Origin of the sequence: Acidovorax benzenivorans (genome assembly GCF_028680575.1) — a bacterium.
GTDB classification, from domain to species: Bacteria; Pseudomonadota; Gammaproteobacteria; order Burkholderiales; family Burkholderiaceae_C; genus Acidovorax; species Acidovorax benzenivorans.
Genome location: NZ_JAPCKI010000011.1, coordinates 70,587 through 86,747 on the forward strand (window position 1 = coordinate 70,587; position 16,161 = coordinate 86,747).

Sequence of the window (16,161 nt, forward strand, 5' to 3'; positions counted from 1 at the left end):
CCATGACACATCTCAACGCCCCCGAGCGGGCGCCAGGGGCAGCTGCGTCCGCCCCAGGGCAGCCCCATCCTTCGGCAGGAGGCCCACAGTGAACAACAACCCCTCGAACAACGCCCCCCGCGACATCGACACCATGGTGGTGGGCGGTGGTGTGGTGGGCATGTCCATCGCCTACGGCATGGCGCGCGCCGGCGACCGGGTCTGCGTGCTCGACGGCGAAGACGACGCACTGCGTGCCTCGCGCGGCAACTTCGGCCTGGTCTGGGTCCAGAACAAGGGCCTGGGCCGCACACCCTATGCGCAATGGACCATGCAGTCGGCCCGCACATGGCAGGCGCTGGCCACCGAACTGCAAGAGCTGACCGGCACGGACGTGGAACTGCAGCAGCCCGGTGGACTGAGCATGAGCTTCGACGAAAAGACGCTGCAGGCATCAAGCGCCAAGCTCGACGCACTGGGCCGGGAACTGGGCATCACCTACCCTTACGAGGTCCTTGACGCCGACCGGCTGCGCCAGATCACCCCAGGAATCGGCCCCGATGTGGTAGGTGCCATCTACTGCCCGCTGGACGGTCACGTGAGCCCGCTGCGCACCTTGCGTGCGCTGGTGCATGCCTACCAGTTGCGTGGCGGGCAGCGCGTTGCAGGTGCCACGGTCGATCGCATCGAATACCGCGGCGGCGAATTCCAGGTTCATGCCGGCGACCGCAGTTGGACGGCCGGCCGTGTGGTGCTGGCCGCCGGCTTGGCCAACCGCGAACTGGCGCCACTGGTAGGACTGAATGCGCCGGTGCGCCCGGTGCGCGGCCAGTTAATGGTGACTGAACGCATGCAGCCATTCCTACACCACCCCTGCCACTTCGTGCGCCAGACGGGCGAAGGCACGGTGCAGATTGGCGATTCGAAGGAAGAGGTGGGCTTGGATGACGGCACCACCATTCCCGAGATGGCGCGCATCGCCGCGCGCGCAGTGCGGTGCTTTCCCATTCTGGCGAGCGCCAACATCGTGCGCACCTGGGGTGCGCTGCGCGTGATGACTCCTGACGGCTACCCCATCTACCAGGAATCGGCACAGTGCCCCGGCGCCTACGTCGTCACCTGCCACAGCGGCATCACGCTCGCCCCCGCCCATGCCGGTCCCCTTGTGGACTGGATGCGCACTGGCACCGAACCGGCGGAGCTCCGGGGTTTCAAAGCGGAGCGTTTCGACCATGTTCAAGCCCATTGATGCCTTGCCGGCGGCCGAGCAGCCGGCCACCCTGTTCATCGAGGTGGAGGGCCGCACCGTGGCGGCCCGCGCCGGCCAGACCCTGGCCACGGCCCTGCTGGGTGCGGGCGTGGTGCCGTTTCGGCGCACCGCCGTTTCGAGCGCTCCACGGGCGCCGCTATGCCTGATGGGCGTGTGCTTCGACTGCCTGGTGGAAGTAGATGGCGCGCAGAACGTGCAGTCGTGCATGGTCGAGGTGCGCCAGGGCATGCAGGTGCGCTTACCCACTGGGGCACGCCGCGTGGATACCACGGTATCGGATACAGCGGGAGGTGCAGCATGAGCACGGTCCCCCAACCGGTGCACACGCACGACCTGGCCATCATCGGCGCAGGGCCTGCCGGCATGTCCGCCGCCATCACCGCCCAGGCCCTGGGCCTGTCCACCGTGGTGCTCGACGAGCAGCCTCGCGCAGGCGGCCAGATCTATCGCAACGTGACGGTGGCACCGCCCACCGTGGCCCGCCTGCTCGGGCCCGACTATCAGCATGGCGCCAGCCTGGCGCAGCGCTTTGCTGCCTGCGGTGCAGAGGTGCATCACGGTGCGCTGGTGTGGGACGTGGCGCAGGACCTCACGGTGATGGCCCAGCAGTCGGGCCGTTCGTTCGCGGTGCGCGCGACCCAGCTGCTGGTGGCAAGCGGTGCCATGGAGCGCCCCTCGCCCATGCCGGGCTGGACGCTGCCGGGCGTGCTCAACGCCGGGGCTGCGCAGATCGCGATGAAGACCTCGGCTCAGGTGCCCAACGGCCGCGTCGTGCTGGTGGGCGGTGGCCCGCTGCTGCTGCTGGTTGCCTGCCAGCTGCTGCAGGCCGGTGCGCAGGTCGCGGCCATCGTGGACACGTCGCCTGCGGCCAACCGCCGCCGCGCCCTGCCCCACCTGGCCGGCGCCCTGGGCGCGCCCGCGCTGCTGGCCAAGGGCCTGCGCATGCTGTGGCGCTTGCGCCGTGCGGGCGTGCCTATGTACGCCAACGCAAGCCAGGTTCGACTTGAAGGCAGCGACAAGGTTGAGGCCGTGACCTTCACTGCGAAAAAATTGGCCCATCGACTGCCTGCCGATGTGGTCCTGCTGCACCACGGCGTGGTGCCCAACACGCAGGTCAGCCGCCTGCTCCGCGTGGAGCATCGCTGGAGCGACGTGCAACTGGCCTGGCACCCGCAAGTCGACGGGTGGGGCCAAACCTCGCTGCCAGGCGTGCGCCTGGCCGGTGACGGTGCGGCGATCACCGGCGCTCTGGCGGCCGAATGCAGCGGCGCCATTGCTGCCATCGGAGCGGCCTTGGCGCTGGGCCGAATCGACGCGGCCCGAGCCGACCGGTTGGCTATTCCCTGGCGTGCGCGGCTTGCAGGGCAGACGCGCATCCGCCCCTTCCTCGACGCTCTGTACCGCCCGCCGGAGTGGCTAACCCACTGCGCGGACGAGACCATTGTCTGCCGCTGCGAGGAGGTGACGGCCGGCCAGGTGCGCGCCATGGTGGGCCTGGGCTGCGAAGGCCCCAATCAGACCAAGTTCTACAGCCGCTGCGGCATGGGCCCCTGCCAGGGGCGTATGTGCGGCATCACTGTCACGCAGGTGATGGCCCAGGCACTGCAGCGCACGCCCGCCGAGGTGGGCGCCTATCGCATCCGTGCGCCGCTGAAGCCCATCGCTTTGGGCTCGCTGGCCGCCCTGGCCGAGGCACCCGACGCCACCACACCCAAACCTTGACCGATCCATCCTCAGAAAACCAAGACATGACCGACTTCACCACCATCCAGCGCACCCACAGCAACGCCCGCCTCAGCAAGATCGTGCGCCACGCCGGCCTGGTCTACCTGTGCGGCCAGACCGCCAAGGGCAGCGCCAGCGCCGACGCCGGCATTGCCGAGCAGACGGCCGAGGTACTGGCCCGCGTTGATGCCCTGCTGGCCGAGGCAGGCAGCAACCGCAGCCGCATCCTCACCGCCACCATCTACCTGCGCGACATCGCCGCCGACTTCGCAGGCATGAACGCCGTGTGGGAGGCATGGCTGGCCGACAAGCAAGCCGTTACGCCAGCGCGCACCACGGTGCAGGCCGCCTTGGCCACGACCGGACTTCGCGTGGAGATGTCAGTGGTGGCAGCAGAGAATCAGCAGCGTGCCGACCTGTTGATTCCACACGCAACGTGAGTCCTTCTCAACAAGCATGGGACCCATGCCACGCTCTCCTGCAACCACTGCCAGCAACCGATCGAAGTCCCTTCGTTCATACAGGAAGTCAACCACCCGCCCACTCCCCCAGGCGCTTGACGACGCAGTGGCGCTTGTAGCTGTACACCAGCGTGCGGCTGTAAAGCTGGGTCGTCCCCAGACCCACGGCGTTGTAAGCGGAAGGAGAGAACACCAGGCAATCCTTGTCGCGCATGAAGCCGCTCACCGCCTGCTCATCGGCGGTGGTAACTGACCCGAGCTGGACTGTTGCGTGCGTGGTACAGGCCTGGGGCCAGCTTCTTCAGCTTTCCGGTAGCCACCAAGTCGCGCAGATGCCAATCCACCGCCGTACACAGGCGTGCGAGATCCTCCCGGCGGTAAACGCGCCCGGCTTGAAGCTCGCTCGCAAGGTGCGCAGCAGCGCCTCGCAAAGTGGTAGCAGGAGGGTCAACGGCGGCAAGCACGGCAAATTTTTCATTGAAATCTCATGCACTTAGCGCTTTTCGGTAGCTTGCCTCCTCGCGCTCCTGAACCCCCTATCCTGCGCCATGAACGCCTCCAGCATGTACGGAACCAATGCCATGGCATCCACCGCCCCACCGTAGGTCTGCCCATGGAGTACCGCATACCGCTCCAACTCCGTCTTGAGACTGGCCGTGCAGGTGAAGGTCAGCTTGACGGTTTCAGTCTTGGGTAACGGTCCTAGCCGCAATTTCCTCGTACTGCTCATCTTGCCCCTCTCCGGCTTCCGTCATAGAACAGCGGTTGGTACGGCCGCAACACCAAATCCTTGCTCACCATCACCCGCACCGGGAACCCCGGCCGGATCGTCAGCGTCGGCTGAATGCTCATGTTCCGCTTGGTGATCTCCTGCCCCACCTGGTTCACCGCATCCTGCGCCCCTTCCCGGGCCGCGATCACGATGCGGTTGCCATCGGTACGACTATCGGGCGCAGCCAACTCTGCTCCCACTCCCAGCAAGGTCGACAGCGCCGCCCCGGCCAGGATCCGGTCCCAGTGCCAATCCACCCCATCCTCCAGCCCCGCATACCCCGCAGGATCAATTCCCGGCAGCCGGTCCAGCGCCACCGACGAGGTGTCCGGCAGGATCAGCCGCGTCCACACCAGCAACACCCGCCGCTGCCCGAACGCCACTTGGCTGTCATACCGCCCCATCAGCCGTGACCCCTGCGGGATCAGCAAGTGCTTGCCCGTGGCCGTGTCATAGACCGCCTCGGTCACATTGGCAATCACCTGCCCCGGCAGATCCGAATTGATCCCCGTGACCAACGCCGCCGGGATAACCGTCCCGGCCATCACCTGGTAAGGCGAAACTGGCATCTGCAAGCTGCCAGGATTGCGCGTGCCGCCCTCCCCTGCCTTTGCCAAAAACGCCTCCTTCGCATCCTGCCGGTTCTGCACTGCGGTCGGGTCCGCCGGCGCCGCCTGTGGCGACGCCCCGGCCAGCGGATCAAACCCCTGGTTCCCCGAGCCCACCGCCTGGCTGTCCGCTACAGCCTCCGCCATCACCGGCTTAGCGCCCCCACCATGCCCACTGCTCCGGAAGAACACCGACGACTTCGCAGCCTCCTCGGCCTGATCTGGGTCCACACCCGGCGCCCGCATCTCCATCGGCTGCTGCGACTTCACGATGGCCGGCCCAAGATCCCCGGGTAGCGGCGGCCCCAGCACCGGCGGCGCCAGCTTGCCCAGCCCCGCATAGTCCTTGGGCAATCGCTCCAAGTCTTCGGTGCGCGCAATACGGTCCACGTTAAAAAGCACCGTGCCCGCCCCCCGGTCCCGCCGATTCGGGCTCAAGGACCAGAGCGTGGCTCCCAGCACCGCAGCACTGAGTCCGCCCACCAGCACCACCAGCGTGCGGCGATTGAGCCGCGTCACCGGCCGCGGCGAAGCCCGCAACGCCATGGCCTCGGGATCGGCCTTGGGCGCTGACGTTTGCGGTGCCTCCGGCGTGTCGGTCGTACCCATCTCAGTTCCTCCGCGCCGAACTCACGCCATCCGTGCGCTCGATCCGCACTACCTGTGCCTTGTCCCCACCCAGACGCAGCTCGGCCGCACCAAACAGCCGATCCACCACGTAATAAGGCGCCCGGTACCGATAGTTCACCAATTGCCCATCCCCCAGCGGCCCGATCACAAACAAGGGCGGCAATTCGCCCTGCGCAATGCCCCCAGGGAACTGGATATAGACCTTCTCCCCATCGTCGAAGGCGCGCAGCGGCTTCCAGGACGGGGAATCGCCACTGACCGCGTAGCGGAAGCGGATCTGCTCCAGCGTCATGCCCGTTTCCACCGGCGCACCAGCCTGCGCCTCGCGGGCCTGCTTCTGCAGCGCCAGCATGCGGTCCTTGGGGTAGTCCCAGGACACCGATGCCATCCAGGCCTGCGGCGTCGAAGACAGTTCCAGAAGATAGGTCCGGCGGTTCGTCGTGATGACGAGATTCGTCTTCAGCCCCACCCGCGTGGGCTTCACGAGGACGTTCACGCGCAGGTCCGCGCCCGAACCGCTGGCCGTGTCGCCCACGATCCAGCGCACCGTGTCCCCGGCCGAGACCGTCACCAGTTCCTCGCCGGGCTGCAGCGCGATGACCGTGACACGCCCCGGGCTCGCATAGACCTGGTACAGCGCCCCGTCGGCATAGGGCCAGACCTGGATCGCATTGACATAGCCCTCGCGCGAAGGAGCAATGCGCGCCTCCTCATTGGCCTTGGACACCCTGGCCTTCTCGTCAGCAAGCTCGGGAGCCAGCTTCCCATCGGCCTCGCGCCCCACAGGCTTCAACTGCCCCGGCAATGCCAGCGGGTGCGGCACCGCTACCGCCTCCACCGGCTTGGGCGCCTCCGGCAACAACTGAGCTGCCCTTTCCTTTCTGGGCTCGTCGAGCGAGATCTCCGGCGGCTTGCGCGGCGACGCGCAGCCAGTAGCCAGAATGGCCAGCAGGACCATCGGCAGTACGGAAACACGGCTTTGTGCATTCATGACTTCTTCACTCCTTCGGAGGTTTCTAGTTCACGGGTCCACGACAGTCCGTTGACGTAGATACCCAGGGGGTTCTTGCGCAGCTGCTCTTCGGTGCGCGGGGTCTGCAGCACGATGGAAATCACGGCCGTCCAGCGGTCCAGTCCTGCGGCCTCGCCATTCACGTAGCGCCGCTCGGTCCAGCGCACCTGGAACGAGGTGTCGCTGGCCCGCACGACGCTGTTGACCTGCACGGCCACCGACTGCTGCCCGATCCGAGAAAATGGATCATTGGTGCGCGCGTAGTCGTTGAGGACCGCTGCCCCCTTTTCCGTGGTGTAGTCATAGGCTTCCAGCCAGCTTTGCCGCACCACGATTGGGTCGATGGACAGCGAACGCACGCCGCTGATGAACCGCGCCAGGTGAAACGCAATCTGCGCATCCGCCGGCTGGTACGGCGTGGCCGCCTCGCCCACGGCCCGCACCTGCCCCGCCTGGTCTACCTCGATCACATAGGGCGTCACGATGGACTGGGCCGAGCGCCAGACCAAGCCGCCGGCCATGAGCAAGGCCAGCGACAGCGAACCAAAGGCCATCAGCCGCCAGTTCTTGGCCTGCACGCGCGCACTGCCGATGCGCTCGTCCCAGACCTGCCCTGCAGCCTGGTAGGGGGTGATGGGCTCGGGCGTCTCCGAATACCGCACCCGGGGTCGTTTGAATCGCATGGAGGTTCTCCTCAAGAGTTCGAGTCATCGCGCAAGCTCGGACCGGAGCCACTGCCCCCGTGGTCCCCCGAGCGCAGCGCATGCGCCGCCGTGGTGGCTGCGTGTGTGGCCTGCTGCCGGCGCCGCATGCGCTGGGCCCAGGCGGGTTCGGTGGTGGGTGGGGAGGTACTGGCCTCGAATGCGGTGTCAGCAGCAGTGGAAGTTGGTTCCGCAGCCTCGCGGACAAAGCCTGCGACGCTGTCCTTGACGGCCTTCGCACTGGAGGCAACGCGCTGGCCCATGGCAGAGGCTCCAGCCTTTGCGACGCTCCTCACGCCAGCGCCAGCAGCCCGGACGCCAGTGCCGCCCGAAGCCGCGACGCCCGCCTGGTAGCCCGACTTCGCACCGCTGGCCAGAGCACTGGCAGAGCGCGCAGCCGAAGCACCGCCACCAATGGCCGCCTTGGTGGCGCCGGGTGCCATGCGTGCCCCTGCAGCCATGGCCGAGCCTGCGCCTGCCGCTGCGGCGCCGCCGGCGACAGCCAGACCGGTGGCCCCAATGGCCGTGCCCACTGCCGCCCCAGCTCCGAGCTGTGGCGCCCCCGAGACCAGCCCGGTCGCAATTCCCGGCCCAAAGATCCCCAGGCCCAGCATGGCCAGCGCCGCCAGCATGATGACCAGCGCATGGTCGATGGAGGGCTCCGCCCCTGCCGGCGTCCTGAACTCCGCAAACAGCCCCGAGCCAATCCCCACGATGACCGCCAGCACCAGCACCTTGACGCCCGACGAGATCACATTGCCCAGTACCTTCTCCGCCAGGAAGCTGGTCTTGTTCCACAGGGCAAACGGCACCAGTACAAAGCCCGCGAGCGTGGTCAGCTTGAACTCGATCAGCGTCACAAAGAGCTGCACCGCCAGCAAGAAAAAGCTCACGATCAGCACCAGCCAGGCCAGGAACAGCACAGTGATCACATCGAGGTTCGCAAACACCTCCGGAAACCCCGTGAGCTCGCTGATCTGCGCCATGATCGGCCGGCCCGCATCGATGCCCACCTTGGCCAGTTGCCCCGGCCGCAGGAACTGCGCCTGGGTCATGCCGGAGCCCGACGCCGTCAACCCCAACCCTGCAAACGACTGAAACACGATCCCCGCCAGCCGGTTGAAGTTGCCGATGATGAAAGCAAACGCCCCCACATAGAGCACCTTCTTGATCAGCCGCGCGATCACATCGTCGCCCTGCCCCGAGGCATGGCTCATCGCCCAGAACAGCCCGGCCAGTGTCACGTCGATCACGATCAGCGTGGCGCTCAGGAACCGCACCTCGCCACCGAGCAGACCGAACCCAGAATCGATGTAGCGGGAGAACACATCGAGAAAGCGGTCGATGACCGCCACGTCGTTCATGGCGCTCAGTCCTTGGAGGTGTCGCTGGAAGCCGCACTCGCGGGCGGGGATCCGGGTGGCGGCGCAGCCGGTATGTGCGCTGTCCCGCCACCCATGAAGCGCTGGCGCGTGGCCTCGGCCACCGCGTTGCACTGCGCGTCGCCCACCTTGGCATGGTCGGCCTTGCACTGGGCGCGCAGTTCCCGGAGCCGTTCGGGGTTGGCCACCAGCGATTCGACGGTCTCGGTGGCAGGAGTTTTGTCGCAGCCAGCCACCAGCAGCGCGACGCACATGATCAGAAGGGGCTTTGACTTCATGGGTGCCTCCTTCTCATTGACCATAAAAGCTGACCGGCGCCGCCGTGTACGGCGTTCCCTCCCCCTGAAACCGCCGACGCACCTCGCGCGCCCGTTCCTGCACAGCCACCTGGCGTGCCTGCTCCAGCGCCACCGCCCGGTCCTGGGTGATCTGCAGCTGCTGGGTCTGCATGGCCTGGCGCGACTGCAGAGCCAGCAGCTGATTCGTCGCCTGCATGGCCTGCAGCGCGCCCACGGCAGACTGGCTGCGGTTGACCAGGTCCGTGAGCGTGCGCTCGTCACTGGCAAAGTTCTGCACCGCCTGCGACTGCACCTGGGTCGCGGTGCGCAGCGCCTCCAGCGAGTTCTGCCAGCGCTGGCGCGCATCCAGAGCCATCTGGTTACCCGAGATCGAGGCGGTGTACGCCTGCGGGTACAGCCGCCGGAACTCGCCTTCCATCTGCTGCACGTTGAACGCCAGCCCCTGGGCCTGGCGTATCAGTTGGTTGGTCGCCGCCAGCGCCGCCCGCAACTCGCCCAGCGCACTCGAATCCAGCTTGGCCAGGTTCAGTGCATCGTTCTGCAGCTGGCGGATCTGGTTGTTGATCTGCTCCAGCGTCCGGGCCGCCGTCAGGATGTTCTGGGAGAAGTTCGAGGGATCGAACACAATGCGGCCCCCAAACATCTGGGCCTGCGCGGGCACGGTCGCACCAAGGGCCAGTGCCGCCACGGCCGCCAGCGCCACACGCCGCAGTTGAAACGTCATCTTGCTGTTCATGAAAACCTCCTTCAGTGGGTTGAGATCGCAGGAAGCGGTGGAAACGAAGGGATGAGGTCCGCAGCCCAGTCCAGGCCGCGATGGCGCAGCCAGGCGGCTGCAAAGTCCTGGGCTGCAGCCGAAGCCACCGCATCGATGTCGCGCTGGTGCTCCTGCGAGGACGCCCCCGCAAACGCCAGTGCCACCGGCCCCAGCCCCAAGTCAAACACCCGGTTGCCCAGCCGGGATTGGTAGTAGTAGTCGCGCTTGGGCGAGGCCTGCGCGACGATGTCGATCTGCCGCCCGTTGAGTCCAAAGCCCTCGTAGATCACCCGAATCTGCGGCTCGGTCGCCTGTGGGTTGGGCAGGAAGATGCGGCTTGCGCAGCTCTCCACGATGGCGGGTGCAATGCTGGAGCCCTGGATGTCTGCCAGCGACTGCGTCGCGAAGATCACCGACACGTTCTTCTTGCGCAGCGTCTTTAGCCACTGGCGGATGCGCGCGGCAAACACCGGGTCGTCCAAGAAGAGCCAGGCCTCGTCGAGGATCAGCAGCGTCGGCGCGCCATCAAAGCGCTCGTCAAAGCGCGCGAACAGATAGGACAGCACGGCCAGTGTCGCGGCCTTGCTGTGCATGAGCTCTTCCATCTCGAAGCACTGGACCGAGGAAGATCCCAGCCGGTCTACGTCCGCATCGAGCAGCTTGCCGTGGGCACCGCCCAGCACATAGGGCTGCAGGGCTTGGCGCAGCGCGTTCGATTGCAGCAGCACAGACAGGCCCGTCAACGTGCGCTGCTCCACCGGTGCGCTGGCCAGGCTGTTGAGCGCAGACCAGACTGCATCCTTCTCGGCGGGGCCGACGGATATTCCTTCGTGGATCAACCGACCCTCGACCCACTCCGAAGCCCAGGCGCGATAGCCTTCCTGGTCGATGCGTGCCAACGGCTGGAACGCGATCTCTCCGTCCAGGCCCAGGTCATAGTGCTCACCGCCGAGCCCAAGGACGGTGGCCCGCATCGAACGCCCCATGTCAAAGGCCAGGATGCGCGAGTTCGGGTAACGCCGGAACTGCAGCACCAGGGTAGCCAGCAGCACCGACTTGCCCATGCCCGTGGGGCCGACCACCAGCGTGTGGCCCACGTCGCCAATGTGGGTGACCAGCCGGAATGGCGTAGCGCCATCTGTGCGCGTGACGATCAGGGGCGGCCCGCCCAGGTGCTTGTTGCGCTCCTGGCCGGCCCAGACCGCCGACACCGGCATCATGTGCGCCAGGTTCAGGGTGGAGACGATGGGCTGGCGCACATTGGCATAGGCATTCCCCGGGATCGAGGAAAGCCAGGCCTCGACCGCGTTCAGGGTCTCTGGGATGGTGACAAAGCCCCGGCCCTGGATGGTCCGCTCCACCGCCCGCAGCTTCTCGTCGGCAGCCGTTGCATCGGCATCGAGCACAGTCACCGTCGCAGTGACATAGCCAAACGCCACCTGGTCGCTGCCCAGGGCCTGCAGCGCCACATCGGCATCTGCCGCCTTGTTGGACGCATCCGAATCCACCAGCGGACTCTCCTGCTGGAAGATGGTCTCGCGCAGCAGCGCCACGATGCTCTTGCGTTTGGCGAACCACTGGCGGCGCAGGCGCGTGAGCTCCTTCTCTGCTTCGGACTTGTCCAGGCATAGGAAGCGCGTGCTCCAGCGGTAGGCAAAGCCCAGCCGGTTCAGATCGTCCAGCACGCCTGGCCAGGTGGAGGTCGGAAAGCCCCGCACCGACAGCGTGCGCAGATGCATTGAACCGAGCATGGGCGCCAGCCCACCCATCAGCGGCTCGTCGGCCAGCAGCGCATCCAGGTGCATCGGCACCTCGGGCACCGCCACCGCATGCCGGCGCGTCGACACACAGTAGTGCAAGTAAGTCAGGGTCAACGCGTCGTCCAGCCAGCCGATCTCCGGCATCACGCCATCCAGCAGATCCAGGAAGCGCACCGACTCGGACACAAAGGCCTCCAGGCGCTCGCGCCAGTCCACGCCTTCGGTCTTGCCGTTCTCGTAGAGCAGCTTGGCGGCACGTGCCCTGCCCTCCTCGGGTGGCAGGTAGACCAGCGTGAGGTGGTAGCGGCTCTCGAAATGGCTCGCGTCCTCTTCGAAAGCAGAACGCCGCTCCTCATCGACCAGCCAGGACAGCGGTTCGGGGAACTTGGACTGGGGATAGTCGGCCGCCTCTCGGCGTTCGGCCTCCACGAACAGTGCCCAGCCTGAACCCAGACGTCGCAACGCATTGTTCAGGCGGGCCGATGTGGCAATCAGCTCGCCCTGGGTTGCACTGTCCAGGTCCGGCCCTCTAAACCGCGCTGTTCGCTGGAACGCGCCGTCCTTGTTGAGCACGACACCGGGCGCGACCAGCCCGGCCCAGGGCAGCCAGTCGGAGAGCAGCGCGGGCCGCCGGCGGTATTCGGCAAGGTTCAGCATGGGGTGTTCTCCATCACTGGCATCACACGTCCAGCAGCACACGGTGCTTGATGTGGCGCGCGAATACCTGCATGAACTGCGCATCCATGCGCGCGCCCCAGACCGCCAGCGAATGACCGGCGATCCAGAGCACCAGGCCCGGGATCCACAGCTGCAGTCCCAAGCCCACGGCGGCGGACAGCGTGCCGTTGGTGATCGCCACTGTGCGCGGTGCGCCGCCCATCAGGATGGGTTCGGTCAGGGACCGGTGCAGCGGCACTTCAAAACCGGGCACTGCCCCAGTGATGGAAGTGCTCATGCCAGCACCGCCCCGCCAGCGAACGAGAAGAACGACAGGAAGAAGCTGGATGCCGCGAACGCGATAGACAGGCCAAACACGATCTGCACCAGCTTGCGGAAACCGCCCGACGTATCGCCAAACGCCAGCGTCAGCCCCGTGGCGATGATGATGATCACCGCAACGATGCGCGCCACCGGCCCTTGGATGGATTCGAGGATGGACTGCAGCGGCGCCTCCCAAGGCATGTTGGAACCAGCCGCGTGCGCCGGCACGGCAATGGCCAGCAGCACAGCCGCCACAGCGGCAGCCTGCCAAAGAGGCTTTACGGAAACACGGGAATGCGTCATGACGGTTCTCCAGGGGTTGAGGAAGGTGAATGGGAGGAAGAAGACGAAGCGAAGGAGGAAACCCAAGGCAGCGGCCCCAGCGTGGTGTCCAGCTGGTAGCCCTGGCTGTCGTGCCCGGTGACGCGAGCGATCTCACGCACGCGCCTCGCACGTCCTCGCCCGGCGATGAAAACGATCACGTTCACCGCTTCGGCAATGAGCGCGCGTGGCACGGTGACGGAGACTTCCTGCACCAGTTGCTCCAGGCGCGTGAGTGCGCCCAGCGCAGAGCCCGCATGCACGGTGGCGATGCCACCCGGGTGGCCAGTGCCCCAGGCCTTGAGCAAGTCCAGCGCTTCTGCGCCGCGCACCTCGCCGACAACGATGCGGTCCGGGCGCAGGCGCAGGGTGGCGCGCACCAGGTCGGCCATGGTGGTCACGCCCGGTTCACTGCGCATGCCAACGTGGTCATCCGAGCGGCACTGCAGTTCCACGGTGTCTTCGAGGATCAGCACCCGGTCCCGTGTCTGGGCGATCTCGTCCAGGAGCGCATTGGCCAGCGTGGTCTTGCCGGTGCTGGTGCCGCCCGCCATCACGATGTTCAGGCGCTCGCGCACGGCGGAGCGCAGGAAGGCAGCCTGAGCCTCGGTCATCACGCCATCGGCGACGTAGTCGGCCAGAGTCAGGATGCGCAGTGCGCGCTTGCGGATCGCGAACGACGGCGCCCTCACAACGGGCGGCAAGACCCCCAGGAAGCGCTCCCCGGTCTCTGGCAGCTCAGCCGACAGGATGGGCAGGCCGGAATGCACTTCGGCGCGCACATGCGCGGCCACCAGCCGGATGATGCGTTCAGCCACCGGAGCCGGCAAAGAGGCACCCGTGGGTTCGCGCCCCGACCCCAGCCGGTCCACCCACAGCGAGCCGTCCGGGTTCAGCATGACTTCGACCACTTCGGGGTCTTCGAGCGCGGCTGCGATCTCCGGCCCCAACGCCGTGCGCAACATGCGGATACGGCGCTCCAGCGACACGGCGGCATTGCCCGTCCCCTCGTGCCCCGGATCCTGGTCAGGCTTGCGCGCCATCGGCACTCCCGGGTTCAGGTTCTGGACCAGGGTTAGGGCTGCTGTCTGCCGGCTCGATCTCCTCGTGCACCTCCCGCACCAGGCTGCGGCCGCGCTGCAGGTGGCGGGCCAGCTGCTCGATGAACTGGGCATAACGCGCCCGGCCCTGGGCACGTGCAGCATCCTGATGCCCCTCGGGCACGGGAATCGACACCGTGAGGTAGTAGCGCACGTAAAGTGCCACGGTCTCGATCAGGATGGACTGGTCTCGCTCCAGGCGATCAAACTGACGGGAGAGTCTGTCCAGCCGCCTGGCCAGGGCCGCTTCACGCTGGTCGCCGCCATCGGGCGACAGGAAGGAAGACAGCGCAGCGGCAATCACCGAAGACTTCGACACGCCGCGGTGCGCAGCCAAGTCCTCCAGCCGCTTGGCATGCTCCGGCTCGATGAAGATGTTCAGGCGCGAGCGGCTCATAGCGCAATCCCGTCATCTGGATCCAGCGCTGCCAACCGCGCGGTGCGCATGAGCTGGCGGTCCACGTCCTGGGGCCGCAGCGGGACATCGTCCTCGTCGTCCAGAACCAGCAGATCGCCGGTGCCCGGTTCGTCCACATCGACCGGCGCAATCTCCAGTTCCGGCTTGAGCTGGTGCCCTCCCTCGTCGGCAAACCCGCCCTCCCCGTCGACACTCGACGCGCCAGGCGCCACCAGCGGCGTCAACCCGCTCCAGTCATCAGCCCGGACTGCGGGCCGATCTGCATATGCGCCCGCGACCAGCACCGGCGCCTTCAACACACGTCCCGTGAAATTGCGATCCAGGTAATAGCGCAGCTTCCTGGCCTTGATGGGAGGATGGCCAGAGACCATCACCACCTCGTCTTCGGGTGGCAGTTGCATCACTTCGCCGGGCGTCAGCAGGGGTCGCGCCGTCTCCTGGCGCGACACCATCAGGTGGCCCAGCCAGGGCGCGAGCCTGTGGCCGGCGTAGTTGCGCTGAGCGCGCAGCTCGGTCGCGGTCCCCAGCGCCTCCGAGATCCGCTTGGCTGTGCGCTCGTCGTTGGTTGCGAAAGCGATGCGCACATGGCAGTTGTCGAGGATGGAGTGGTTGGGTCCGTAGGCTTTGTCGATCTGGTTTAGGGACTGTGCGATCAGGAAAGCGCGCAGGCCATAGCCGGCCATGAAGGCCAGGGCGGACTCGAAGAAGTCCAGCCGGCCCAGGGCCGGGAACTCGTCGAGCATCAGGAGCAGCTTGTGGCGGCGCTCGATGCCGTCCGAGCCGTCCAGCGATTCGGTCAGGCGCCGGCCGACCTGGTTGAGAATCAGGCGGATCAGCGGCTTGGTGCGGCTGATGTCGGAAGGCGGCACCACCAAGTACAGCGAGACCGGATGTTCGGCCGAGATCAGGTCTGCGATGCGCCAGTCGCAGCGCGAGGTGACCTCGGCCACCGTGGGGTCCCGGTACAGGCCCAGGAAACTCATGGCAGTGGACAGCACGCCCGAGCGTTCGTTCTCGCTCTTGTTGAGGACTTCGCGGGCGGCTGAAGCCACCACCGGATGCACGCTCTCCGACAAATGGCGCGTGGTCATCATGCGGTGCAGCGTGACCTCGAAGGGACAGGCTGGATCGGACAGGAAGTTGGCGACGCCTCGCAAAGTTTTGTCTTCGCCTGCGTAGAGCACGTGCAGGATCGCGCCTACCAGCAGTGCATGGCTGGTCTTCTCCCAGTGGTTGCGGCGCTCCAGCGCACCCTCAGGATCCACCAGGATGTCCGCGATGTTCTGCACGTCGCGGACTTCATGGTCGCCGCGGCGGACTTCGAGCAAAGGGTTGTACGCGGCCGACCTGGCGTCGGTGGGGTTGAAAAGCAGGCAGTGCGAGAAGCGCGCACGCCAGCCAGCCGTGAGCGTCCAGTTCTCGCCCTTGATGTCGTGGATCACGGCGGAACCTGGCCAAGAGAGCAGTGTGGGAACCACCAGCCCGACGCCTTTACCCGAACGCGTGGGCGCGAAGGCCATCACGTGTTCCGGGCCTTCGTGGCGAAGGTAGGGACCCTCCCTGCCGGGGTCCTTGCCAAGGAACACCCCCGCTGGATCTGTCAGTCCTGCCTTGGTGATCTCCTCCTGCTCAGCCCAGCGGGCAGAGCCATAGGTTGTGACCTGCTTGGCCATGCGGGCGCGCCAGACCGCCATAGCGATGGCTGCGCTGGTGGCGAGCATGCCGCTGGAGGCTGCGATGAGTCCGCCGCGCTCGAACACCTGGGGGGCGTAAGCGTCGAAGAAGTACCACCACTCGAAGACTTTCCAGGGCTCGTAGACGTGCACGCCGGAAACTTCGAACCACGCAGGGCCCAGTCGAGGTTGGTAGCCCAGTGCATGCGCCGTCCACTGAGTTGCCACCCACACGCCGCCCAAGGCAACGCCGAACACCACGGTGATCTGTCCGAACAGGATGCCAGTGGCTGATGCCGGCACGGGCCCCTC

The 16,161-nt window shown here is 66.6% G+C and carries 19 protein-coding genes; 5 read left to right on the forward strand and 14 right to left on the reverse strand.

What is annotated here, in order from left to right; translation table 11 throughout:
- Positions 1-133 precede the first annotated feature (133 nt).
- Genes OIN59_RS17545 through OIN59_RS17560 form a run of 4 tightly spaced genes read left to right on the forward strand, consistent with a single transcriptional unit; the run spans position 134 to position 3,414 of the window.
- Positions 134-1,228 carry an NAD(P)/FAD-dependent oxidoreductase gene (locus OIN59_RS17545; protein ID WP_274112414.1) on the forward strand — a complete coding sequence of 365 codons (1,095 nt, stop codon included), beginning with the start codon at positions 134-136 and terminating at the stop codon, positions 1,226-1,228.
- Positions 1,212-1,550, forward strand: coding sequence for a (2Fe-2S)-binding protein (locus OIN59_RS17550; RefSeq protein ID WP_274112355.1), 339 nt, complete (start codon positions 1,212-1,214; stop codon positions 1,548-1,550). The genes OIN59_RS17545 and OIN59_RS17550 overlap by 17 nt, the downstream gene beginning before the upstream one ends.
- Positions 1,547-2,971 (forward strand): FAD/NAD(P)-dependent oxidoreductase, encoded by a 1,425-nt coding sequence (locus OIN59_RS17555; protein WP_274112356.1) that lies wholly within the window; start codon positions 1,547-1,549, stop codon positions 2,969-2,971. The genes OIN59_RS17550 and OIN59_RS17555 overlap by 4 nt, the downstream gene beginning before the upstream one ends.
- A gap of 26 nt (positions 2,972-2,997) precedes the next feature.
- Complete coding sequence (locus OIN59_RS17560; protein ID WP_110958430.1) at positions 2,998-3,414, forward strand: RidA family protein; 417 nt, start codon at positions 2,998-3,000, stop codon at positions 3,412-3,414.
- Between the two features lie 88 nt (positions 3,415-3,502).
- Here OIN59_RS17560 and OIN59_RS17565 read toward each other — a convergent pair whose 3' ends face one another.
- On the reverse strand, positions 3,503-3,628 hold the full coding sequence (locus OIN59_RS17565) for a hypothetical protein (protein ID WP_274112357.1): 126 nt from the start codon (positions 3,626-3,628) through the stop codon (positions 3,503-3,505).
- A 19-nt stretch (positions 3,629-3,647) separates the two neighbouring features.
- Here OIN59_RS17565 and OIN59_RS17570 point away from each other — a divergent pair, with 19 nt between their 5' ends.
- Positions 3,648-3,932: a hypothetical protein gene (locus tag OIN59_RS17570; RefSeq protein ID WP_274112358.1), complete on the forward strand. Its 285-nt coding sequence runs from the start codon at positions 3,648-3,650 to the stop codon at positions 3,930-3,932.
- On the opposite strand, the gene OIN59_RS17575 is transcribed toward OIN59_RS17570, so the two are convergent.
- Genes OIN59_RS17575 through OIN59_RS17635 form a run of 13 tightly spaced genes read right to left on the reverse strand, consistent with a single transcriptional unit; the run spans position 3,929 to position 16,152 of the window.
- Positions 3,929-4,165: a DUF2274 domain-containing protein gene (locus tag OIN59_RS17575; RefSeq protein ID WP_274112359.1), complete on the reverse strand. Its 237-nt coding sequence runs from the start codon at positions 4,163-4,165 to the stop codon at positions 3,929-3,931. The genes OIN59_RS17570 and OIN59_RS17575 overlap by 4 nt on opposite strands.
- Positions 4,162-5,424, reverse strand: a complete 1,263-nt coding sequence (locus OIN59_RS17580) for a TrbI/VirB10 family protein (protein ID WP_274112360.1) — start codon at positions 5,422-5,424, stop codon at positions 4,162-4,164. Before OIN59_RS17580 ends, OIN59_RS17575 begins: the two co-directional genes overlap by 4 nt.
- 1 nt (position 5,425) lies before the next feature.
- Positions 5,426-6,436, reverse strand: coding sequence for a P-type conjugative transfer protein TrbG (gene trbG, locus OIN59_RS17585; protein WP_274112361.1), 1,011 nt, complete (start codon positions 6,434-6,436; stop codon positions 5,426-5,428).
- On the reverse strand, positions 6,433-7,140 hold the full coding sequence (gene trbF / locus OIN59_RS17590; protein WP_274112362.1) for a conjugal transfer protein TrbF: 708 nt from the start codon (positions 7,138-7,140) through the stop codon (positions 6,433-6,435). Before trbF ends, trbG begins: the two co-directional genes overlap by 4 nt.
- Before the next feature lie 11 nt (positions 7,141-7,151).
- On the reverse strand, positions 7,152-8,522 hold the full coding sequence (trbL, locus tag OIN59_RS17595) for a P-type conjugative transfer protein TrbL (protein WP_274112363.1): 1,371 nt from the start codon (positions 8,520-8,522) through the stop codon (positions 7,152-7,154).
- Positions 8,523-8,527: 5 nt separating this feature from the next.
- Entirely contained in the window at positions 8,528-8,818 is a 291-nt protein-coding gene (locus OIN59_RS17600; RefSeq protein ID WP_407655118.1) for an EexN family lipoprotein, read from the reverse strand.
- A gap of 13 nt (positions 8,819-8,831) precedes the next feature.
- Positions 8,832-9,563 carry a P-type conjugative transfer protein TrbJ gene (gene trbJ, locus OIN59_RS17605; RefSeq protein WP_456057493.1) on the reverse strand — a complete coding sequence of 244 codons (732 nt, stop codon included), beginning with the start codon at positions 9,561-9,563 and terminating at the stop codon, positions 8,832-8,834.
- 23 nt (positions 9,564-9,586) lie between these two features.
- On the reverse strand, positions 9,587-12,013 hold the full coding sequence (gene trbE / locus OIN59_RS17610; protein WP_274112365.1) for a conjugal transfer protein TrbE: 2,427 nt from the start codon (positions 12,011-12,013) through the stop codon (positions 9,587-9,589).
- Positions 12,014-12,035: 22 nt separating this feature from the next.
- Positions 12,036-12,311, reverse strand: a complete 276-nt coding sequence (locus OIN59_RS17615) for a VirB3 family type IV secretion system protein (RefSeq protein ID WP_274112366.1) — start codon at positions 12,309-12,311, stop codon at positions 12,036-12,038.
- Positions 12,308-12,640, reverse strand: coding sequence for a TrbC/VirB2 family protein (locus OIN59_RS17620; protein ID WP_274112367.1), 333 nt, complete (start codon positions 12,638-12,640; stop codon positions 12,308-12,310). The genes OIN59_RS17615 and OIN59_RS17620 overlap by 4 nt, the downstream gene beginning before the upstream one ends.
- The gene (gene trbB / locus OIN59_RS17625) at positions 12,637-13,701 is read right to left on the reverse strand and encodes a P-type conjugative transfer ATPase TrbB (RefSeq protein ID WP_274112368.1); all 1,065 of its coding nucleotides are present in this window, start codon (positions 13,699-13,701) and stop codon (positions 12,637-12,639) included. The genes OIN59_RS17620 and trbB overlap by 4 nt, the downstream gene beginning before the upstream one ends.
- Positions 13,685-14,155, reverse strand: coding sequence for a CopG family transcriptional regulator (locus OIN59_RS17630; protein ID WP_274112369.1), 471 nt, complete (start codon positions 14,153-14,155; stop codon positions 13,685-13,687). The genes trbB and OIN59_RS17630 overlap by 17 nt, the downstream gene beginning before the upstream one ends.
- Positions 14,152-16,152 carry a conjugal transfer protein TraG gene (locus OIN59_RS17635; protein WP_274112370.1) on the reverse strand — a complete coding sequence of 667 codons (2,001 nt, stop codon included), beginning with the start codon at positions 16,150-16,152 and terminating at the stop codon, positions 14,152-14,154. The genes OIN59_RS17630 and OIN59_RS17635 overlap by 4 nt, the downstream gene beginning before the upstream one ends.
- Positions 16,153-16,161: the final 9 nt, after the last annotated feature.